Origin of the sequence: uncultured Eubacterium sp., from assembly GCF_934295145.1 — a bacterium.
Taxonomy (GTDB): Bacteria; Bacillota; Clostridia; order Lachnospirales; family Lachnospiraceae; genus Eubacterium_I.
The window spans coordinates 17,572-40,134 of record NZ_CAKRAS010000028.1 but is presented as its reverse complement, the minus strand read 5'-3'; the positions used below and the strand labels follow the sequence as shown (position 1 = coordinate 40,134).

Genomic DNA, 22,563 nt, shown 5'->3' with positions numbered 1-22,563 from the left:
GTGGTAATTCCGTCAATGTTAACTTCGCCCAACGCACTGCGCATTTTATCGATGGCTGTCTGTCTGTCTTTTCCGTAAACAATAATCTTTGCGATCATGGAATCATAGTTTGGCGGAATCGTGTAACCGGTGTAAATTGCAGAATCGATACGGACACCATTTCCTCCCGGCAAATGCAGATACTCGATTTTTCCCGGACAAGGCATAAAATTCTTTGCCGGATTTTCTGCATTGATACGGCACTCAATGGCATGACCGGTGATGTGGATGTCTTTCTGTTTCCACTGCAGCTTCTCTCCTGCTGCAATAAAAATCTGCTCTTTGATCAGATCCAGACCTGTTACCAGTTCTGTCACCGGATGCTCTACCTGGATTCGTGTATTCATTTCCATAAAATAGAATTTTTTGTTTTTATCTAATAAAAATTCGATGGTTCCGGCACTCTCATATTTTGCTGCCTTTGCTGCACGGACAGCCACCTCACCCATTTGGGCACGGAGTTTATCGTCCAGTGCTGCGGATGGAGATTCCTCTACCATTTTCTGGTGACGACGCTGAATCGAGCAATCACGCTCGCCCAGAGAAATGACATTTCCGTATTTGTCCGCCAGAATCTGGAACTCAATATGGCGCGGATCCTCGATATATTTTTCAATGTACATGGTGTCATCCGCAAAACCATTGACGGATTCTGTCTGTGCCACCTCAAAATTTTCTGTAAAATCTTCCACGCTGCGGGAAATACGCATTCCTTTCCCACCGCCACCACTGGCTGCCTTGATCATGACCGGAAAACCGATCTGCTCTGCCAGCTTTAAACCATAATCTGCGGTATAAACTGCTTCTTTTGTACCCGGAACAACTGGAACTTTCGCATTGATCATGGTGTTTCTTGCTTCCTGCTTGTTTCCCATCCGGCGAATAACTTCCGCAGAAGGTCCGATAAATGCAATGTGACACTGCTCGCACATCTGTGCGAATTTTGCATTTTCAGACAAAAATCCAAATCCCGGATGGATGGCTTCTGCTTTGGATGCAATGGCTGCGCTCAAAATCCGTTCCATATTCAGATAACTGTCTGCCGGTGCTGCTTTTCCTATACAGATGGCTTCGTCCGCCAATTGGGTATGCAGCGCATCTTTATCTGCAGTTGAATACACTGCCACAGAAGTGATACCAAGTTCTCTGCAAGCGCGGATGATACGCACCGCAATCTCACCTCTGTTTGCAATTAATATTTTCTGAAACATGTTTTCTCTCCTAACCGATAGCAAAAGTCAACTCTGCGATAACCGCTACTTTTCCGTCTACGGTTGCTTTTGCGGAAGCCACACCGATCGGCCCTTTCTGCTTGATCATGGTTGTTTCCAGCATCAGAACGTCTCCCGGAACAACTTTACGTTTAAATTTTGCAGAATTGATAGCTCCGAAATAAGCTGTTTTACCTTTGAATTCATCACAACCAAGAATTGCTACCGCACCGACCTGTGCCAGTGCTTCTACAATCAGTACACCAGGCATGACCGGTTCTGCCGGAAAATGTCCTGCAAAATACGGTTCATTGTAGCTGACACATTTTTTTCCTACTGCGCGTTTGCCAGGCTCTAATTCTTCAATCGTATCGATCAGCAGAAACGGCTGACGATGCGGAATGATTTCCATGATTTCTTTTGTTGTTAAAACTGACATCCCAGACCTCCTACTCAATGACAAACATTGGCTGATCAAACTCTACCAGATCACCATTTTTTACCAGAATTGCTTTTACGGTTCCGTCATACTCAGACTCAATCTCGTTCATCAGCTTCATTGCTTCCACGATTCCAAGTACCTGACCTTTTTTTACGGTGTCGCCCACCTGTACATACGGTGCTGCGTCCGGAGCACTTGCAGAATAAAACGTTCCAACAAGAGGACTTTTTACCGTATTTCCGGTAATCTCCTCTGCCACGCCTGAATTTTCTGCTTTCAGTGCTACTTCCGGGATCTGTGCCGGTGCTGCAACTGCTGCCGGTGCAATCATTTCTACTGGTGCAGACGCTACAATCTTTTTCTCAGGATGTTTTTTTATTTTTACGGAAACGCCATTTTCTTCATAACAGAAATCTGTCAGACCTGCCTCGGAAACAGCGTTCATTAATTCGATTAACTGGCTAACTTCCATTGTTTTTCCTTTCATCTATACAGCAGATATGGGATATATTATTAATATTGCATCAATAAATAATCCCATAACGCCGAATTCTGTTTTCTTACTCTGTATACTTTTTGATCAGTAAACTTGCGTTGTGTCCGCCGAAAGCCAGAGAGTTTGTCAGGGCGTACTCAAAATCCATGTCTACGCCATGTCCCTGTACATAATCCAGATCAAGTTCTTCATCCGGCTGCTCCAGGCCCACGGTCTGATGTACATAACCATTGTTCATCTGAAGAACGCAGGCGATAAACTCAACCGCTCCGGCTGCTCCTAGCAAATGTCCGATCATGGATTTTGTGGAGTTTACTTTGATATCATATGCATGCTCACCAAAGGCCGCTTTGATGGCTCTTGTCTCAAATAAATCGTTGTGATGTGTGCTTGTTCCATGTGCATTGATGTATGTGATCTCTTCCGGCGCTACATTTGCGTCTTTCAGGGCAAATAACATCGCATTTTTTGCCCCTTCTCCGTCTTCTGCCGGGGATGTAATATGGTATGCATCACTGGTTGCACCGTATCCAACTACTTCTGCAAAGATTTTTGCCCCTCTTGCTTTTGCATGCTCTAACTCTTCCAGAACAACAACGCCAGCTCCGTCACCAATAACAAATCCGTCACGGTCTTTGTCAAACGGAATGGAACAACGCTCTGGATTGTTGGAAGTGGAAAGTGCGGTCAGTGCGGTAAATCCACCGACACCGATTGGAGTAATAGCGTTCTCGGTACCACCTGCCAGCATTACATCTGCCTCACCGTACTGGATGGAACGAAATGCCTCACCAATGGAATGTGTACCTGTCGCGCAGGCTGTTACCACGTTGATACTTTTTCCTTTTAAACCAAGCTGAATGGTTACGTTTCCGGTTGCCATGTTTGTGATCATCAGCGGAACCAGAAGTGGATTGATTCTGGATGGTCCTTTTTCCAGAAGTTTTTTGTGTTCACGTTCGATGGACTGTAAGCTTCCGACACCGGAACCAATAGCACAGCCGACACGGTACGGATCTTCTTTTTCCATATCCAGACCTGCATCTTCAAATGCCTCTTTTGCAGCTGCTACTGCGTACTGCGCAAACGGCTCCATTCTTCTTGCTGCTTTTTTATCCATACGGTCTGCTGCCACAAAACCTTTAACTTCTGCCGCAACTTTTACCTTGAAATCTGTGGTATCAAAATAGGTGATCTCTCCGAAACCTGTTTTTCCGGCTTTCAGACCTTCCCAGTATTCTTCTACATTTAAACCGATGGGATTGACGGTTCCCATTCCAGTAACTACTACTCGTCTCATCTATGTGTCTCCTTTTTTACATTTTCTATACACTTTGATAAACATACATTGTCATTTATCCTTTTCTCCACTTACATGCAAACATGACGTGGCGAAAGGATTATTCCGCTGTATGTTTACATCGCCATGCCGCCGTCCACACAGATCACCTGACCTGTGATATAAGAGGCTTTTTCAGATGCCAGGAACGCAACAACATTTGCGATCTCTTCTGTTTTTCCATAACGTCCAAACGGGATCTGCGCTTTTCCTGCCTCTTTCGCTGCATCAGTCATCTGATCTATCATTTCTGTCTCGATAAATCCAGGTGCTACGGCATTTACGCGGACGCCACGACTTGCGATCTCTCTTGCCATAGATTTTGTCATACCGATGACACCTGCTTTGGAAGCACAGTAGTTCATCTGCCCCGGATTTCCAAGCACTCCGGATACGGAAGAAATATTGATGATGCTTCCGCTTCTCTGCTTCAGCATATATCTTGCTACATGACGCATGGTATTGAAACTTCCTTTCAGGTTTGTATCAATGACTGCGTCAAATTCTTCTTCTTTCATCTTCATCAAAAGATTATCTTTTGTGATTCCGGCATTGTTTACCAGAACATCAATGTGACCGAATTTCTTGTAAATGGATTTGATCATCTCTTCCACTGCCGCAAAATCTGCCACACTGCACTGCCAGATCTCTGCCTGACCGCCGGCTGCTGTGATTGTTTCAACCACTGCCTCTGCCGCTTCTTTTGATCCATTATAATTTACAATGACATAAGCACCTTCCTGTGCCAGTGTCATAGCAATCTGTCTGCCGATTCCGCGGCTTGCACCGGTAACGATCGCAACTTTATGTGTTAATAATTTTTCCATACTGCCTCCTGTACTTAAGCTTCGCAAAGTTCACTTAATACATTGTCAAGATCCGTTACCTTATCAACGTGATAAGCCGGAACAGTTTTATCTATACGTTTCATAAATCCACAAAGGGATTTCTTGGGTCCAATTTCAATGAATGCCTCTACACCGTCTGCGATCATGCGCTCTACGCTCTGCTGCCAGCGGACGGATGAGGAAATCTGTTTTTTCAGCAATTCCTTTACCTGTGACGGGTCTGTCACATAATCAGCAGTTACATTTGTAATATAAGGAACTGCAATTTCATGAATTTCTACCTGTTCTAACTCTGCCGCAAGTTTTTCTCCTGCCGGCAGTAACATGGCAGAATGGAACGGGCCGCTGACATTCAGTGGTGTGCACCGTTTCGCACCTGCTTCTTTTAAGGCTGCCGCTGCCGCATCTACTGCCTGCTGCTCGCCTGTGATTACAATCTGTCCCGGACAGTTGTAGTTTGCGATGGATACGATACCTTCCGTTTCCTCGCAGATTTTTTCAATGATAGCGGTATCAGCGCCAAGCACAGCTGTCATCGCTCCGCCTGTCGGAACCGCTTCCTGCATGTATTCTCCACGTTTTGCAACTACGCGGAATGCATCTTCCGGTGTCATCACTCCGGATGCAACCAAAGCTGCGTATTCACCAAGACTTAAACCTGCATTTACCACAGATTCCAGTCCTTTTTCACGCAACACACTCCAGATAGCCAGTTCATCTGCAAGCATTGCAATCTGGGTGTATTTTGTGATATTGATATTTTCATTTTCTTCAAAAAGAAGCTCTTTCATAGGGATACCGCTTACTTTTTCTGCCAGATCGATCATTTCTTTTGCACATGGGAAAGTCTCATAAAAATCTTTTCCCATGCCAACGTACTGTGACCCCTGACCGGGAAAAATAAACGCTATTTTCTTCATTTCATTTGCTCCTTTTCGCTTATCATTTCAACAGTTTTTCAGGAAAAACAGCTTTTGTTCTGTTCTTCCTGAATCAACTTTTCCGTATTAATGGTGCAGTAATTTTTCTGCCTGCTCCATAATTTCATCTACAATTTCCTTACAGCTCTGCTCTTCTTTGATCAGGCCTGCAATCTGTCCTGCCATAACAGTTCCGTTCTTAACATCACCATCAATGACAGCATTTCGAAGAGATCCGACGGTCAGACGCTCTAACTCTTCAAATTCAGCACCCTCTTTTTCCAGACGCAGATACTCTCTGGACATCTGATTTCTCAGGCAGCGGATCGGATGTCCGTTGCTGCGGCCGGTTACTTCAGAGTCAATGTCTTTCGCTTTGATAATCTTCTGTTTGTAATTCTCATGACAGATACACTCGGTAGCCACGCAGAATCTGGTGCCAATCTGTACGGCTTCTGCACCAAGCATCATTGCTGCTGCAAATCCTCTGCCATCTGCGATACCACCAGCTGCAATTACCGGAATATCCACTGCATCTACGACCTGTGGAACCAGTGTCATAGTTGTAGCAGCACCGATATGTCCACCGGACTCGGTTCCCTCAGCAACCACTGCGTCAGCGCCTGCTTTTTGCATCATCTTTGCCAGTGCCACACTTGCGACAACCGGAACAACTTTGATTCCGGCAGCTTTCCACATTTCCATGTATTTGCCAGGGTTTCCGGCACCGGTTGTCACAACTTTGATGCCTTCCTCCACAACAACATGCGCCACTTCCTCTGCATATGGGCTCAGCAGCATAATATTTACACCAAACGGCTTATCTGTCAGTTTCTTTGCTTCGCGGATCTGTGTGCGAACTACATCGCCCGGCGCACTTGCCGCCCCGATCAGTCCCAGACCACCCGCATTGGAAACTGCTGCCGCCAGATGATAATCTGCTACCCAGGCCATACCGCCCTGAATGATCGGATATTCAATTCCAAAAAGTTCTGTAATTCTTGTCTTCATTTAAATTTATTCCTCTACACCATGTGCTTTCAGGTAATCAATGATTGCGCCAACTGTTGTAAGGCTCTCAAGTTCCTCAGACGGAATCTCGATACCATACTCCTCTTCCAGAGCCATAACCAGCTCGAATAAATCTAAGGAATCTGCATCCAGATCATCTTTGAAGTTGGACTCCAGTGTAATTTTATCCTCATCTACTGATAACTGATCTGCGATCATCTCTTTCATTTTTTCTAACATAGTTTTATTCTTCCTTTCAAATAATTTTTATTTCAAATATTTTGATATTCAAAGTATATTAGATTTCTTTTCCTTTGTCAACAAAAAATTTTGAAAAAGAATTGACTTTTGTTCTTTGAATTTTTATACTTGTACTATCCTATGGGGTAAATTCCTATATAGAGAATAGATAGAAAAAAAAGATGAGGGCAATTAAAATGAGCAATACGAATAACACAAATAATGAAGAAGAAATCTTCGATCCACAGGAAATGTTTGTTACTTTGGATCTGGATGACGGTTCCCAGCTGGAATGTCAGATTCTGACCATCTTTGATGTAGATAATCAGAATTACATCGCACTGGTTCCGGTTGATAATGATGAGGAAGTGATCTTCTACCGCTACTTTGAGGATGAAGAGGGGAATCCGTCTTTGGAAAATATTGACAGTGATGATGAGTTTGATGCTGTCAGTGATCGGTTTGATGAGTTACTGGATGAGGAAGAATTTGAACAGATGTAATTGCATCTAAAACGGGAAGTCATGAAATTCTTCTTTTGTGGCAAATTTTATAGGCTATGAAAAACCAGAGTCAGATTTGTCTCTCGCACTAAATCGCGCGCTGAGAAAAATCTGACTCTGGCTTCTTTTACTTTTACGATCTTATTTCTTCTATCGCTTGACTCTGGCAGCCTCGCACTCCATCAGGAACCGGGACGGATCCATGTCTTTATTTCGGATCTGATGAGACCAGAGCAAATACAACCGATTCTTCGCCCGCGTCATCCCGACGTAAAACATCCGGCGTTCTTCTTCCAAATCTGCTTCCAGCACTGCTTTTTTATTTGGCATAACTTTTTCGTTCACGTCCACCAGAAATACAGTATCGTATTCCAGACCTTTGGATGAATGCAGTGTACTTAAGTTGACGCCATCTGCCGCTTTGTAATTTTTTGCTTGTTCCTCTAATTCTTCCCGCAGCTGTTCGATATGAGCAAACCAGGCGTCAAAGGTATCAAATCCTCTGGCATTCTCCTGTAATTCGTCCAGCACATCTGTCAGATCTTCAAATGGGATCCGACGCACATCCGCATATTCCCGCAGGTAATCTTCATATGCCACACCTTTGCGAATATAGTTGATGGCAGAAAACGGTCGCATTCCCGCAATCACTTTCAAATCCATCTGCAGTTTTTCCAAGCGCTGTACCATCCATCCCTGATCCTCATAAAATTCTTCCCACACATCAAAAGCCACTTCCTCGTAAGGCAGACTTTCTCTGGAAAGATACCGTTTCGGGCGGTTCATGATCTTCAGGAAACTGCTGCGGCTGCGATCACCTCTGGCAATGTCTATATAGGCAAACAGATCCCGCGTGATCCAGTGATCGTAAATATTCGGGATCCGGTCTTTTGCCGTAAACGGTATACTGTAATCCAGCATCATTTCCATCAGAAAACGTGGCTGCATATTGGTGCGGAACAGCACTGCCATATCCTTATACTCCATTCCTTCCTTGTGCAAACGCAAAATTTCCTGTATCACATACAAATTTTGCTCCCGCTGTGTCTGAAATTCCTGCTTTACCAACGGGATCCCGTTTTCTGCCGCTGGTGTAATCTGTTTTTCAAATCTTTTTTCATTATATGAGATTAAATTTCCCGCCTGCTTAACAATCTCCGCCCCGGAACGATAATTTATATCCAGTATTATTTTTCCGGCATTGGGATAATCCTTTGTAAAATTCAGCATGATCTCCGGTTTTGCTCCACGGAAACGATAAATGGACTGGTCATCATCACCAACAATAAACAGATTGTCCTGCGGTGCCGCCAACATTCGTATAATGTCATACTGAATCTGATTGATATCCTGAAACTCATCGATCAGAATATACTGATATTTCCGCTGCCAGGCCGCCAGAATATCCGGGCGCTGCACCAGCAGTTCCTTGCAGTATACCAACATGTCATCAAAATCAATGAGCCGATTCTGATGTAAAAAGGATTCATAAGCTTCGAATATTTTTCGAAAGACATCCTGTCCGCAGCAGGATGAATAGTAATGTGCCAGATTTACCGATGTGTTTTTCACCAGACTGATTTCAGAGAGCAGACTGGAAACAAATTCATTCTCATCGTCATATTCCAAACGCAGTCGGTGAATATATTCTTTCATAAACTGCAGACGCTGCTCTTCTTTTACAATATTATCTGCCGTGTAGCCGTAGGCATGTTTTAAAATCATAAAATAGACCGCATGAAACGTACCAAAAGAAACCGGTACTCTCCTGCCGCCCATCAATTTTTCAAACCGCTGCCGCATCTCCGTGGCTGCCGCTTTTGTAAACGTAATGACCAGAATAGAGGATGGCGGTATATGGTATTGTTCGATCAGGTGCTGTACCCGGCGGGTAATGACCAGAGTCTTTCCAGACCCCGGTCCCGCCAGCACTAGCTCAGGTCCATCTTTGTGCCTGATCGCATTGATCTGACTTGTGTCAATCTTCATAAATTATTTTAATTCTATCTCCCGTAATTGTTTCGGAGGCAGTTTTTTCGTAGATTCCTTAACGATCTGCTGTACATCCTTCTTTGCCTCCGGTACCGGGATCAATGTACCTGCTCCGGCTACACATCCGCCCGGACAACCCATACCTTCAATCAGGTATCCGTTCTTCCGTCCGGCTTTTGCAAGCATCAGTACCTTTTTACACTCGTCCAGACCTTCCACATGCTCAATCAGCACCTCTACATCCGGATAGTACTCATGAATGCAGTTTTCAATGGCTTTCGATACGCCACCGGCTACCGCATAACCACGACCGGCTGCCGTTGCATCATGCAGATGTCCCTGACTCTCAATCGTCTTTGGATCAATACCACGCGCCTCAAACATGGCATCCAATTCTTCAAATGTAATAACAAAATCCACGTCACTGCGGACGGTTTTTCTCATAGCTTCCAGTTTCTTTGCCGCACACGGTCCGATAAATACAACTTTTGCATTCGGATGCTCTTTCTTAATGCTTCGCGCCGTAGCAACCATCGGTGTCAATTCCTTAGATACACTGCCAATCATCTCCGGAAACTGTTTTTTCGCCAGCATTGACCAAGCCGGACAGCAAGATGTCAGAAGGAATGGTTTCTCTCCTGTTTTTACATGGTACACATAATCATGTGCCTCAGTCACTGCTCCGATATCCGCACCAAGTGCTACCTCATATACCTGTGAAAATCCTAATTTCAGTAATGCCGCATATATCTTATCCGGTGTCGCTTCTTTGCCAAACTGTCCTGCATAAGCCGGCGCGATCTCTGCAACAACTTCTCCGCCATTTTTCATACAACGGATCAGCTGGAAAATCTGGGACTTATCTGCGATAGCACCAAACGGACAGCTTACCATGCACATACCGCAGGATAAACATTTTTCCTGATTAATGACAGCTCTTCCATATTCATCCGATTCAATAGCTTTGACACCACAGGCAACGGAACAAGGCCGTACCTTTTTACCGATCGCATCATACGGACAAGCACTTTTACATTTTCCACATTTGATACATTTTGACTCGTCAATATGTGCCTGCCCATCCACATGTGTGATCGCATCCCGCGGACAGACCTCCATGCAGGAATGTGCCAGACATCCACGACAAAGGTTACTTACTTCATATACGTTATCTTCACATGCGTTACATGCAGACGGAATCACCTGCATCAAAGGTGGTTCATAATACATCTCATCCACGGTAGCTTCATCCAGGCCGCTGGTAATATGAACTGGTTTATTCTGTGGTCGAAGAGATAATCCAAGTGCCAGTCTGGTACGTTCGGAACTTACTGCACGCTCTCTGTAAACACTATCTCTGAAACGTGGATTTTCATCCGGAGATAACTTGTATGGAATTGCCTCCAAGTCATCATTGATATTTTCAGATTCATACGCAATACGCGCGACCTCAACAAAAACATCTTTTCTTAAATCCGAAACCTGTGTGTGTAATCCTCTCATAAAAACTAATCACCCTTTCCTATGATCTCTCCTATCCCTGCCAATAGTTTAAATCCTAACCCCATACACGGTCAATAGGAAATACCCAGGGTACTTAACAAAAAACAATCAGTTACCATTTGCACACTATCCCCCGCCTTTTCATATGATAAAACAAACCTTAGAATAGGAAAGGACATCATATTTTGAACTGTAATTGCAATTCTATGAACTCTGATCGTCCGTATATGACGGATTTTAAACGTCCCGATTGTGAGAACCAGACTATCGCCATGGCCTATGTTCCCTGGCAGCAGTTCCGGAATCTGTATGATCTGGACCGAGCCCTCCAGGTCGGTACTATTTTTGCCGAATTAGATAAACCATTTACCGGAAAAGGAGGAATGTGCCGTGAACGCTGCATGTAATGTAGAAAAACAACGGCTGATGAATGCCATTTACCAGTACGGCTTTGCCATCAGCGATATTACCCTCTTTCTGGATACCCATCCGAAGGATCCTGATGCGCTGGATTATTTTCAGCATATGAAACACAAATACAACCATCTTGTGACAGAATATGAAACAAAATTCGGTCCCCTTACCCAGACCGGAGAACAAAGGCAAAATTATTGGCAGTGGGCCGTGTCACCGTGGCCATGGGAAAGGGGGTACTATTAATATGTGGAATTATGAAAAAAGATTACAGTATCCGGTTTGTATCACGAAATCTAATCCAGCGATTGCAAAGATTATCATCTCCCAGTTTGGCGGACCAGATGGAGAACTCTCCGCATCTATGAGATACCTGTCTCAAAGATATGCAATGCCTTACCGAGAAGTTGCTGGATTGTTAACAGATATTGGAACTGAAGAATTTGCTCAAATAAGATGGAAGTGACTACTACATATAATAAGAAGGTTTTGGAAACTTTTATATGATTATATTACACGATTACCCGCCCTTTTTCAACTCTGGCAGTGACATTTCCGGAATAATCAAAGTCAACTTTACCATTCTTCACATACCACACGCCGTTCTTATTGGCAGCCAGACCGTTGTAGCTGAAATCTACCATTCCGTCTTTCAGCTTCCACCAGCCGTTCTCGTTACTTTCTACGCTGTTGCAGTTGAAATCAACCTTTCCGTTGACGATGCGCCACCATCCATTCTGGTTCTTGGCAATACCGGTGTAGGTGAAGTCTACCTTGCCGTTGCGGACATACCACCAGCCGTTTTTATTCTGTGCTACGGTGGTGACGTTTGATGCAATCTGGCCATTCTCATAATAGTACCAGTTTCCGTCTGCTGCTCTCTCGTCAGCGACACGGCCATTGAGGTTTGCCGGAATTTCTTCCAGAGATTTATTCATGATGGCATAAGCCACTGCCTTGGCAATCGCCTTGTAGCCAACTTTCTGGTACAGATTGTAATCGTCCCGGTCATCCACAAAGCAGATTTCCAGTAACAGTGCTGGCGCATTGGTTTTATTGAGGACTTTGAGGTTTTTGGAAATTTTGGTACCACGGTCTGTGAATCCAAGTTTGCTCATATTGGCACGGATCCGCTCTGCCATCTCTGGTTTTCCTTTATTCATAGCATTTACCCACACTTCAAAACCGCCAATACGACCATCTCCCGGGTAATCGTTCCGGCCGGAGTTTAAGTGGATGGAAAATACAAATGATACACTGTGAGAGTTACATTTTGCCACGATTTTGTTCAATACATCATCCTGACTGCTGCCATTGTCTACGGTATCGTTGTAGACGGTCCATCCATAGTTGCGCATGATGTTGATCATCTCTGCCGCAATCAGACGGTTTTCTTTGGACTCATCGAGCAGACCTGTGGCTCCGCAGGCTACTTTTCCCGCCGGGTTGTGTCCGGCATGAATGCTAATTGCTGCCATTTATTTGCTACCTTCTTTCTTTTCGATATACTGTTTGAATAACTGATGCAAACCAGTGGATGCCAGACCGCTGAATAATCCACTTAAAATAACGGATGGCGAAACATTCCAGCTATTCATCCAGACAGCCAGTACCACACCAAGCAGCGCACACACGGTCGGAATATATTTGTTGTCCACATCTTTCACCCATTTCTTGATCACATAGCCTACGCACAGACAGATTCCTACAATTACCGGAATCATAAAGTCTGCTAAAAATCCTAAATCTGTCATTTTTTTTACTGTCCTTTCTTTTTCAAATGCAATTCTTCGATTTCCTGTTTCATTTTTGTCACCATGCCATTCCCACCTAATTTATGATACGCATCGTACATCTCGTTGAAATTTTCGTAAGCATATGATGGTATTTCTCCCAGCTGCATGTATTTATCATGATATTCAATCAGCTGGACTCGCAGGAGCAGCATTGTTCCATGGCTGTTGGCTTCCCGCTGTTTCCGTTCCACCTCGATGCGCTCATTTCGCTCAATGGCATCGGCTTTCTTTTGTTTTCTTTGTTCCTGCAGGAGCCACACGATATAACCCATCAATGCCGTTAATATGATTGGTAGTGCTATAAGGTATGTCTGCAGTAGTAAATCGTTCACGTCTTTTAACCACTTCCTTCCAAAAAGTTTATAAAAAGAGCCGGCACCGATGTGTCGACTCTGATTATCTTTATTCTGCTGTCTGATCCGGCTCTACTACATTCACTACTGGCTCTGATGGCATGTCAACCGGTTCTGATTTACGTTTTTTTCTTGGTTTTGGAACCGGCTCCGGCATTGGTACTGGCTCCGGTGCAGGCATTGGCATTGGTGGAGCTGGCGGTGCTACTGGCTCCTGCTGTGATTCTTTGATTTTGTTCTCAATAAATCTGAGACAATCTGCCATCACCTTTGTGCTCTCCCCTTTCGTCTCAATGTCTTTCATTGTATTGTATAAAAGCTGTAAATCCTGTGTCTGAATCATTGTTTTCTCCTTTCATTTAGTTCGCCAACCACGAACCTGTTACATATAACTGGAAATTGGAACGTCTGTCTGTGCCAGAGTTGTAAATAGCATAGTTATTATAGGCACTGTTCCATGTCGAAATAGCGTATACTGATGGGACCCCATTTGTGTCAAAATTACCGGTGACTGGATAAAAAGCATGATTGCTTATATTATAACAAAATCCACTGAACACACCATTTCCCTTAACTGGTCGCCATGCAGATGGCAGGTTAAATATAATGGATGATGCTCCAACTCCCCAGCCATTTACTGTAACAATTTTATTTCTTTTCTGGAAGCAACCACCGTCTGTTGTATCTGCCACATCCGTTGGTAATACTCGATGATTTACTTTTGAACCGTTCATTACCGGAATCCAAGTGTCAGTAGTGTTGGCGGTGTTAAATGTTGACCAGTCGTAACCAGCTTGGCGATACACCAAAGAGTCCCAATCTGTACCATTGAGCGCAAGACTCTCTGAAGCGCTTAAGTTTAAGTTTCCTGCGGCGCACTGTACCGAAGAATGCCCACCGCCACTAGAATATGAACTCATTGTGGTACTATCTGACGAACAACCGACATTACCAGTATTTCTTATGGAATGAGCTTGCATTGCTATAATTCCATTATCCGCAGAAAGCCAGTATGATGGATTCCACGCATCATCACTGCCAGTCGGCGGATCGTACGTTCCAAAATATCCGCTTGTAGCTTCTATCTTACCTTTGAAATATCCGTTAGCGGCAGTCAGCGTGCCATCCGATGTGATTGTCAGATTGGTTGCATTGACTAGGAAATGTCCCGTAGTGAGTTTGATGACATTTTCAGAAACAGTCAGTTCGGAGTTGAGTTGGTTAAGCACATCATTCTTCGACACTTTCAGAGTTATGTTATTTCTGTTCTGATAAATCTCAGACTGGTAATTCATACCCTCTGGTGTTGGGCGTGAGGATACCGGTTCTACGTACCAGGGGTATTGTGTACTGTAGATATTGGTTATCGTGGTATAGCCTGTCCATGCAGTTTGAGCGCCTGTAGATTGCCAACGATAAAGTCCGCCACCTCTGAGCCATAGTATCGGACAAGAATTATAAATACATTGTGTACAGGATACGGGTGAAACGTCACAAAAACGATAATCGTCATGCACCACTTTTGACACGCTGACATAATCAGCAGTCCCCCATCCAGAACCATTCATGTCAATTTCAAAGTTTACAGTATAACCGGCAGAATGTTGGCTCCATGACGGAACGGCATTACCTTCCAATGCGTACCAAACACGGATATGTTCAGTAAATCCGGCATCCAAGCTGTAATTTGCAACAAAAGGATACCATTTATTCACATCATAAGTGGATGCCCGAAGATCTAAAACACCTTCATGTTTCCAGTAATTTGTAGCATCGCCTTTGTCCCCTTTATCGCCCTTATCACCTTTTGAACCCGCCTTTGATATTGCATGATTGATGCATGTGCCATATAGATCTCCAGAAGCAGTTGTAGAACGATACCATAACGTATGTGAATTTCCTGTGTCTGTTGCAGTCCCGACTACCGTGAAAATGTCGCCCACACGGCAACCGTTTCTAATACTAGAAGTTGACCCCCAGTTTTCTACATGCCCGGTTGTTCCATAAGTATTCCACTGTGATTCTGTAAATGCAGTTCGGGATACACTTGCCACTACGCTATACCCCTGATCACCTGTGTCTCCTTTAGGACCCGTAGCGCCTGTTGCTCCAGTCTCGCCTTTTTGTCCCTGTGGTCCGGTTGCGCCAGTCTCGCCTTTTTGTCCTTGTGGTCCGGTTGGACCCTGTGCACCTGTTTCTCCGGTATCACCTTTATCTAATAATCCCGTGCTAACACAAGTAACTGATGTTGTGCTCGGGATTGCTGTCACAGTAGCAATGATATATGAATATCCATTTTTGGTGGTGTTAGTAACTCTAAGAAGTACAGTATCACCGACTTTAACCGTCAACGAGCTAGTAACAGTCCAAGTCCCACTATATCCAGACTTTCCGTATATGTTAATGTCCGCTTGTGGATACGAATAATTGGTTACCAATGTTATTAATGAACTACCGTATATGTCTTCCTCAGCAGGCGACCAGTCTGTTGAAATAGAATTTTTCTCTAATTTTAGATTTCGATATTCAAATGTTACACCTGCTTTAGCTTTAACATCACCGTTTGTTGAAATACTTACTAACGATTTCCAATTACCAGCTGTATATAAATTATCAGGTATCGTCAAAGTTCCAGAAAGTCGCTGCCACTCTCCGTTTTTATTCGATGGAATAACAACCAGTTTGGATAACTTAGTTTGGAAATTGATTCTTAAATCCAATGCAAAATATACAACAAAAGACCCATCAAAATTTGTTGTTTTTATATCTGCACTAAAGGTATAAATGCTTCCAGCATCTTTTGCAATGTCGGCAGGTGGAACTACCATGTTATCTTCTACCCATGTGTAAGCGTTAAAAGCAACTCCAGATGATAAAACAGTAATCTTCCCCTTCTCACGAGTCGAATTATTTGGATAATCTGAACCATTTAAAAATATCTCTTGCGATTTTCGTAATAAATTCCAACTAAATCCCGTACCATCTTTTCCAGCTGGTCCCTGAGCTCCATCTTTACCATAAATCTCCGATTCAGCTGGAGTCCATGCAGTTGCAACGGAGCCTTTCTCAAATTTGAGATTCTTAATCCAGAAATAATTACCAACTCCAGTAGACCCTGTTGTGCCTCGTAAATGAAAACGTTCGAATCCAGATGCTTTACAGGTATAGGTAAGCACCATATGTTTCCACTGTTTTGTAATATCTACACCAAATCTATATGATGTAATGTCCAGAATGTCTGTATTTAGCTGAAAATACGAAAAAGTTTCGACAGTAGCATCGGGGTCTAATTTTACATCACATGAAATTGTATACTGTTTCCCTTTCTCCACTTGAGCGTATTGACCAAGATACCAATCTGCAAGTGGTAACCGTAATGCTGGTTCGCCAACATCATCAGTATTTAAACATTGACCCAACGTAGACGTGTTCCACCAACCAGCTTTTCCATCTTCATTTCCTTGTGTGAACGTGCCCTTCTTATAATCGGTCTCAATAAACAAATTCCAATTAAATCCACCGCTCTCTTTCAGTCCATCCACATCACCCTGGATATTCTCAATTGCATCTCCAATATTCGTTCCGGATCTCAGACTTACACTGTCCGCAGCAATTGCCAGTTTCCATGTACCATCTGTGTCCTGGAAATATTTCAGATAATTGCTCGAATCACCAAATGCTGCCTGTCCGTCTTTTCCAAGGTAGAATCCTCTGGTGGTGTTATTGACTGAGGATTTCACCCCCGAATAAATGGAACTGTCTGCAATGTTCACTCCACCGATAGTTGCACCAAAGGCTACCAGGTCTTTTACGCTGATCTTCTCGGCCACGATTGACTTCTTGATAAGGACAGAACCGTCTAATCCATTTTGATACTTCTCGTCAGCTTTTACCGTGGTTTCTCCAAGTGCATTGATGTTCAGCTTATAATACAGACCATCTTCACCTTTGACTACCAATTTGTCAGCTGTTATCGTTTCACCCTCGATTAAGTTTCCTTTGATGGTAACGCCAACCAACTCACCGGTAATTGTCTGATCTCCAACCGTAACATCCTTGATCAGACCGGACTGTGCATAGAAGTACTCCATGGCAGCCTTGCCGATATTGGTAAAATCGATGTTGGCATAGCGGAGATCTGCATCCGTGACACTCAGCTTGTTGGCTTTCAGATCTACGATATCTGCGGTCTGCGCTTTTAACGTTTCTGTGGTGGTATCTTTGAATGATGCATAATCTCCGCTGATGTTAGTGATTTTTGCATCGGTGGCATTAAGGCTTTCGATGGTCGCATAGGTCAGATTGGCATTTTCCACGCTGAGTTTTTCTGTATCCAGCTTCTTGATGCTTGCATCCTGTGCAGTCAGTTTTCCATCAATCTCTGCGTCTTTGGCTACTAAACTGTTGATAGATGCTTCATTGGCAGTCAGTTTGCTGTTGATGGTGGCATTATCTGCTACCAAAGTCTCAATGTTTCCTTTTACGGCATTAAGATCTTCGATTTGTGCATACTTAATATCCGCCTTATCTACAGTCAATGCTTTTGCCGCGATGCTTTCTACAATCAGTAACTGCGCCTGCATTACTGAGACTGCCTGGCTTAATGGTCCTCTGAATGACTGAGCACTCTCCCCGGTGTCTTTAATTGCCGGTGCAGTAATTGCAGTCTGTATTCCACCATCAAAAGTATGTGTCACAGCCATACACGGCACGATATGTTCCACACCTTTTACATCCGTCACACTTAATGTATCTGTTGCTTCCAGCCGGAAGTCTCCGGTGGTAACATTTACGGTTGCCGGACGATACTGAAATCCGATAAATGAATCCGCATACTTGTTAAAGATTGCCTGTGTCATAATCGGATTGGAAACAGCCACATTGACTGTTCCTTTTGAATAGAACTTATCCTGACTGTTGCCCTCACTGTCCGTTTCTGTTCCAACCACAACCTTTACGCCGGTTACAACCGCATCCAAATCCTGGAATGTCGGAAGCTCTGTTGTCTTATCTCCATTTGTTGATGCTGTTGCAGTTTTCTGATACTGACGGATGATTACGGATCCATCTGCAGCTTCTGTGGCATAGCCAAAATAAAAGCCGGCAATGAATGCCAGCATTTCACGGTACATATATCCGGATGGTTTGGTTTCGATCACGAGAGATGTATCCAAACTTCCTGTGTCAATTTTAACTCCTGTAGCGGATGAAATCTCGGACAGTACAGCTTTGACCGTTGCCGGAAAAGATATTGCCGAATTATACAGCCCACCCATTTTTGAACTTATCCGTCCCAATCCGGAGAATGAAGTGCTATATGCCGATGTAGATGGTTTATCTACTGTAAACAGACCTATTGCTGTCCATTCTGCAGAATTACCCATAACTGTTCCAATCTGCAGTGTTAATTCTTTACCTTCCAGTTTCTGATTACATCCGTCCAGTGTTACATCAATATAGGAACTGAACACAGAACCCGGTGCAAAATCAGAGCTTCCACAGGATCCTTTGTTGATACTCAAAGAACGAATATCACCGCTGATTTCTTTACTATCGAGCAATAGTCTGGCACGAAACGTTCTGGTATCGCTCTCTATGTATTTTTTTACATTATCTGATACTTGTAACATTTTCTCCTCCTACTGCTCTATGATCTCGCATGACACGGATTTGTAATAATAAATTCCATCTCCGATATATCCAAGATGCTCTGACGTTATCGTTCCTCGATAGGAAGTCAAATTGACTGTCTCATCATCAAAAATAAACTGCACTATGTGAAATCCGCTTTTCAGATTCTGCTTTATTTTCTTCTGATCAGCTTTTGACATAACTCCCCATTGGATTGAGAAAGTTTCCTTTTCTGCAATTACATCTCCAAGCATTTTACCGGAAGAAGTAGATCTTCCGGTATTGCTCGACCATAAGATTTCGTCTGTGGTGCTGATAGACACTGGAGACGGAAGTGTCACACCATTTGCTTTAATAATCAGTCCCATTTCCCCTCCTAAAATTCTATCTCGCACATTCCGGTTGCCCGGGTATGATCATTGATCAGTTTCACGATAAGCTGCTTCAAAGAATTTCCATCAATCGTTGCTACCAAATCCAGGGATTTCAGTAATGCAAGAATCTGACGTAACAGGCTGACTATCTCGGCATCTGCACCGCCACCACCAGATAACTCTGCTGCCTTTCTTGCCATTTCAATCATCTTATTTTCCGGAGCAACAACCTCGCCCTGGTGCCTGTTATCACCGATCAGGGCAAGCTGTGGTGTATTTGCTTTGACGTAACCACCTTGTGCCAAGTGTGGAATGAGATGATTTTTAAGGATTGGAACTTTTTTAAATTTACTGTTAACCCGATCGATAACATTCGTGTTAATCCAATCTTTTAGATCTTTAGCTGCAGCTGAAAATTTCAGAGCAATATCACAAGTTTTTCCCTTGAAATTACTTAGCAAAGAGTTCCACTGGCCTTTCAGGTCGTTCCATCTGGAAGCAACCTTCGCTTTCATCTCGGCTGTTTTTTCTTTGATATTATCAACAATTCCGTGCCAACTTTCCGACAAATTCGCCCATCTTTGTTTAATCTGGGCTTTCATCTCAGCGGTCTTTTCTTTGATATTATCAATGATTGCGTGCCATTTTGATGATAAGTCAGCCCATTTCTGCTTAATCGCAGCTTTCATCTCAGCAGTCTTTTCTTTGATATTACTAACGATTGCTGTCCACTTCTGTTTCAGATCGCTCCATTTCTGCTTAATCGCAGCTTTCATCTCAGCTGTTTTTTCTTTGATATCAGAAGTAAGCTTCGTCCACTTATCTTTCAGTTTCTGTTTCTTGTCAGTGAACCAAGCGGATACTTTTACCTTTATTTCTTTAAAAGCTTTCTTGGTATCCTCATAACGCTTTTTAAAGTAATCGCCAATCTTATCGAATTTCTTTTTGATATTCTCTTTTGCTTTTCCAAAAATTTTTTTAAAGAAATCCGGGATTCCCTTGAATGCATCCTTGATTGCTTTCCCAAATTTCTTAAAAGCATCAAGCAATGGCTGCAATTTCTTCTTTATTTTGTCCCAGTTCTTATACAGAAGAATACCAATTGCAATAGCTGCTGCAATTGCTGCAATTACAGCGAACAGAACCGGATTGGCTGCAATCAGTCCACCAATAGCTTTTCCAGCTTTCAGAAATGCTTTTACAATGGTTTTTCCAAACGTGCCGACTTTTCCACCGAACTTTTTGAATACTCCGCCAATGCTACCAAGTGTTTTTGAAATATTAGGGAAGAGACCACTAAACAATGTCTTGAAAGAAATAATGCCTTTTTTATGCAATTTAAAACCAGACATTGCATTTTTGAACCAGCCACCAAAGTCTTTCAGCGTTCCTTTGGATTTAAGTAATTTTGTACCAAATCCGCCTATTCCTTTGCTTAATTCTGCGACATCTTTTGCACCTTTTACCTTTTTGAAAACATCTATAAATGTATTTAAATGTTTTGCAAAATCGCTAACCTTTTTTCCAACCTTAATGGCAGCCATTATGCCTAAAATTCCGGTAACAATCGTATCAAACGCTTTCGGATGTTTCTCTATCCAACCAGCCACTTTTTCAAGAGCTTTCGCAAACGCTTCTAAGAATTTGATAATCGCATCCCCGGCGAATTTTGCTATCTTCTTTAGAAAATGATCCCATATCCACTTTGCATACGGCTGCAGGGCTTTCAATGCTGCTGTGAGTACGTCAAACGCTGCACTTAAGACATCAATCAGTTTTGGCGCAAGCTTCTCAATGGTCCATTTTCCAAGCGGTTTTAGTACGTTATCCCACGCCCACTTAAGACCACCTTTGACTACATCTGCAAATTTTCCAAATGACTGTTTCAGATTATCTACAGACTTCTTCAGATTATCAAAATTGACCTTAAGTTTGATGGTATCTTTGCTTGCTTCATCTGCTCCCGGGAGTCCGCTTTCAAGGCCTGTATCTCCAACTCCGCCGCCAATTCCACCGGAGCCGCCACCTGTATCACCAGAACTTCCCGTGTCAGTATCAGAATCTTCATCGCCAAGTTTTGTGATCTGGTCAAATCCTGCCAGTTCACGTTTTAATTTTTTGGCTGCCTTTGCCGCTTTGGAAAGCCCGGAAGATGACTTGCCAGCAGAAGTTCCAAGATTGGATGCAGAAGTTGCTGCTTTCGAAATGTTACTTGCTACGGCACTTGCCGCCGCTCCCGCCCCGGAACTCTTCTTTTTGGTAAATAATGATGTAAAGGACGCAAACGCTTTTGCAGCCTGCGCCAGCTTCGCCATCAATACATTCAACCATTTGATTACCGGTGTGAATACGTTGATCAGTCCTTGGCCAATGGATGCTCTCAGGGAATCAAACTGTAATGATAACAATCTAACCTGGTTCGCCCAAGAATCAGATGTCCTTGCAAAGTCTCCTGCTGCATTCGTCAGCTGCGACTGTACAAACGCATAACGCAACGACACTTTCTCAGCCTCTGTCATCTTGGACGTGACTTTTCCATAACCATTCGCCAATGCATACGCATCCAGCGCTGACTGCGTCATTACTATACCAAGGTCTTTTAGAGTCTCTGTTTCGCCAGAGAATACGGATTTCAGCTTGGTATAGGCTTCGTCCTGACTGATGTTGTAAAACGATGCTACATCGCCTGCTAAACCGGTCAGCGTGGTTGCCATATCTGCAGCCTGCTTTTCACTGAAACCAAACGCTTCCACCATAGATCCGAAGGTACCAGTGAATTTCTTCGCCATAGTTTCGGACAGACCAAACTTGGCTGCTGCGCTGGTAGCGAATGTATCTATGGTCTTTGTCATGCGTGGGAACGTAACATCTACTACGTTCTGAACCTCAGCAAGGTCAGAACCTAAGTCGATGCACTTCTTTCCAAACTGAACCAAAGACTTGATTGCGAATGCGCCAGCCAACTTACCCGCAAGTCCTTTTAGTGTATTGGAGAAAGCACCTGATAAATCATTCTTTAATCCCTGTGATGTTTTTTTAGACTGATCAGATATTTTTCGGATAGATTTCTTTACATTGTCAGCTCCGCTGCTACTGGATCTTTCGATGTGACTCCATGCCTTTTTAAAAGCATCACTCTGAGAGTAGCCTTCCGTTTTATAGATATAAGCAATACTTGCCGCTTTTGCTTTTGCAGATTTTTCTGTATCAGCAAGAATTTTATCAATCTTCTCGTTTCCTGTTTTTACAGCCTTAACCGCACTATCCGTTGCCTTTTCGGCTGCTTGACCAGCTGCTGAAAAACTTTGCTCAAATTTTGCTTTTACTTTATTGCAGGAACTGTTTATTCCTGCAAATAGCTTGCCACTATCTAATTTTAACTCAAGAGCAATTGCGCCCGCCTCAAGTGCCACTATGTCTCCCTCCTTTACAGATTCGGACATCGACACAA

The 22,563-nt window shown here is 43.4% G+C and carries 20 protein-coding genes and 1 pseudogene; 4 read left to right on the top strand and 17 right to left on the bottom strand.

Annotated elements, in window-relative coordinates:
- The 8 genes from accC to acpP all read right to left on the bottom strand — a co-directional run.
- Positions 1-1,250, bottom strand: a 1,250-nt coding sequence (accC, locus tag Q0I54_RS07460; RefSeq protein ID WP_296117646.1) for an acetyl-CoA carboxylase biotin carboxylase subunit, incomplete at its 3' end; no start/stop codon positions are given.
- A 10-nt stretch (positions 1,251-1,260) separates the two neighbouring features.
- Entirely contained in the window at positions 1,261-1,689 is a 429-nt protein-coding gene (fabZ, locus tag Q0I54_RS07455; RefSeq protein WP_109216890.1) for a 3-hydroxyacyl-ACP dehydratase FabZ, read from the bottom strand.
- Between the two features lie 10 nt (positions 1,690-1,699).
- Positions 1,700-2,164 (bottom strand): acetyl-CoA carboxylase biotin carboxyl carrier protein, encoded by a 465-nt coding sequence (gene accB, locus Q0I54_RS07450; protein WP_296117645.1) that lies wholly within the window; start codon positions 2,162-2,164, stop codon positions 1,700-1,702.
- Between the two features lie 88 nt (positions 2,165-2,252).
- A complete protein-coding gene (gene fabF / locus Q0I54_RS07445; protein WP_296117644.1) occupies positions 2,253-3,488 on the bottom strand; it encodes a beta-ketoacyl-ACP synthase II in 1,236 nt (411 codons plus the stop codon).
- A gap of 116 nt (positions 3,489-3,604) precedes the next feature.
- Positions 3,605-4,354 (bottom strand): 3-oxoacyl-[acyl-carrier-protein] reductase, encoded by a 750-nt coding sequence (gene fabG, locus Q0I54_RS07440; RefSeq protein WP_296117643.1) that lies wholly within the window; start codon positions 4,352-4,354, stop codon positions 3,605-3,607.
- A 14-nt stretch (positions 4,355-4,368) separates the two neighbouring features.
- Positions 4,369-5,295: an ACP S-malonyltransferase gene (gene fabD / locus Q0I54_RS07435; protein WP_296117642.1), complete on the bottom strand. Its 927-nt coding sequence runs from the start codon at positions 5,293-5,295 to the stop codon at positions 4,369-4,371.
- Between the two features lie 87 nt (positions 5,296-5,382).
- Entirely contained in the window at positions 5,383-6,306 is a 924-nt protein-coding gene (fabK, locus tag Q0I54_RS07430; protein ID WP_296117641.1) for an enoyl-[acyl-carrier-protein] reductase FabK, read from the bottom strand.
- A 6-nt stretch (positions 6,307-6,312) separates the two neighbouring features.
- Positions 6,313-6,546 (bottom strand): acyl carrier protein, encoded by a 234-nt coding sequence (acpP, locus tag Q0I54_RS07425; RefSeq protein WP_022035367.1) that lies wholly within the window; start codon positions 6,544-6,546, stop codon positions 6,313-6,315.
- Between the two features lie 197 nt (positions 6,547-6,743).
- On the opposite strand from acpP, the gene Q0I54_RS07420 reads away from it, so the two are divergent.
- Positions 6,744-7,049 carry a DUF1292 domain-containing protein gene (locus Q0I54_RS07420; protein WP_296117640.1) on the top strand — a complete coding sequence of 102 codons (306 nt, stop codon included), beginning with the start codon at positions 6,744-6,746 and terminating at the stop codon, positions 7,047-7,049.
- A 150-nt stretch (positions 7,050-7,199) separates the two neighbouring features.
- Here Q0I54_RS07420 and Q0I54_RS07415 read toward each other — a convergent pair whose 3' ends face one another.
- Together Q0I54_RS07415 and Q0I54_RS07410 are read right to left on the bottom strand one after the other, a co-directional pair.
- Positions 7,200-9,038 (bottom strand): ATP-dependent helicase, encoded by a 1,839-nt coding sequence (locus tag Q0I54_RS07415; protein ID WP_296117639.1) that lies wholly within the window; start codon positions 9,036-9,038, stop codon positions 7,200-7,202.
- A 3-nt stretch (positions 9,039-9,041) separates the two neighbouring features.
- Positions 9,042-10,544: a 4Fe-4S dicluster domain-containing protein gene (locus Q0I54_RS07410; RefSeq protein ID WP_296117638.1), complete on the bottom strand. Its 1,503-nt coding sequence runs from the start codon at positions 10,542-10,544 to the stop codon at positions 9,042-9,044.
- A 185-nt stretch (positions 10,545-10,729) separates the two neighbouring features.
- Here Q0I54_RS07410 and Q0I54_RS07405 point away from each other — a divergent pair, with 185 nt between their 5' ends.
- The 3 genes and pseudogenes from Q0I54_RS07405 to Q0I54_RS07395 all read left to right on the top strand — a co-directional run.
- Entirely contained in the window at positions 10,730-10,951 is a 222-nt protein-coding gene (locus Q0I54_RS07405; RefSeq protein ID WP_294898618.1) for a spore coat associated protein CotJA, read from the top strand.
- Entirely contained in the window at positions 10,935-11,204 is a 270-nt protein-coding gene (locus tag Q0I54_RS07400; protein WP_296117637.1) for a spore coat protein CotJB, read from the top strand. The genes Q0I54_RS07405 and Q0I54_RS07400 overlap by 17 nt, the downstream gene beginning before the upstream one ends.
- Before the next feature lies 1 nt (position 11,205).
- Positions 11,206-11,412: pseudogene (locus tag Q0I54_RS07395) on the top strand (manganese catalase family protein); the annotation flags it as partial.
- A 58-nt stretch (positions 11,413-11,470) separates the two neighbouring features.
- Here the strand turns inward: Q0I54_RS07395 and Q0I54_RS07390 are convergent.
- The 7 genes from Q0I54_RS07390 to Q0I54_RS07360 all read right to left on the bottom strand — a co-directional run bounded on the left by Q0I54_RS07390 (position 11,471) and on the right by Q0I54_RS07360 (position 22,525).
- Positions 11,471-12,436 carry an N-acetylmuramoyl-L-alanine amidase gene (locus tag Q0I54_RS07390; protein WP_296117636.1) on the bottom strand — a complete coding sequence of 322 codons (966 nt, stop codon included), beginning with the start codon at positions 12,434-12,436 and terminating at the stop codon, positions 11,471-11,473.
- Positions 12,437-12,712 (bottom strand): phage holin family protein, encoded by a 276-nt coding sequence (locus Q0I54_RS07385; RefSeq protein ID WP_296117635.1) that lies wholly within the window; start codon positions 12,710-12,712, stop codon positions 12,437-12,439.
- A gap of 5 nt (positions 12,713-12,717) precedes the next feature.
- A complete protein-coding gene (locus tag Q0I54_RS07380; protein WP_296117634.1) occupies positions 12,718-13,086 on the bottom strand; it encodes a hypothetical protein in 369 nt (122 codons plus the stop codon).
- Between the two features lie 70 nt (positions 13,087-13,156).
- Positions 13,157-13,450 carry a hypothetical protein gene (locus tag Q0I54_RS07375; protein WP_296117633.1) on the bottom strand — a complete coding sequence of 98 codons (294 nt, stop codon included), beginning with the start codon at positions 13,448-13,450 and terminating at the stop codon, positions 13,157-13,159.
- A 16-nt stretch (positions 13,451-13,466) separates the two neighbouring features.
- Positions 13,467-18,629, bottom strand: a complete 5,163-nt coding sequence (locus Q0I54_RS07370; protein WP_296117632.1) for a hypothetical protein — start codon at positions 18,627-18,629, stop codon at positions 13,467-13,469.
- Between the two features lie 117 nt (positions 18,630-18,746).
- Complete coding sequence (locus Q0I54_RS07365) at positions 18,747-19,106, bottom strand: hypothetical protein (RefSeq protein WP_296117631.1); 360 nt, start codon at positions 19,104-19,106, stop codon at positions 18,747-18,749.
- Between the two features lie 8 nt (positions 19,107-19,114).
- On the bottom strand, positions 19,115-22,525 hold the full coding sequence (locus Q0I54_RS07360; RefSeq protein ID WP_296117630.1) for a hypothetical protein: 3,411 nt from the start codon (positions 22,523-22,525) through the stop codon (positions 19,115-19,117).
- Positions 22,526-22,563 lie beyond the last annotated feature (38 nt).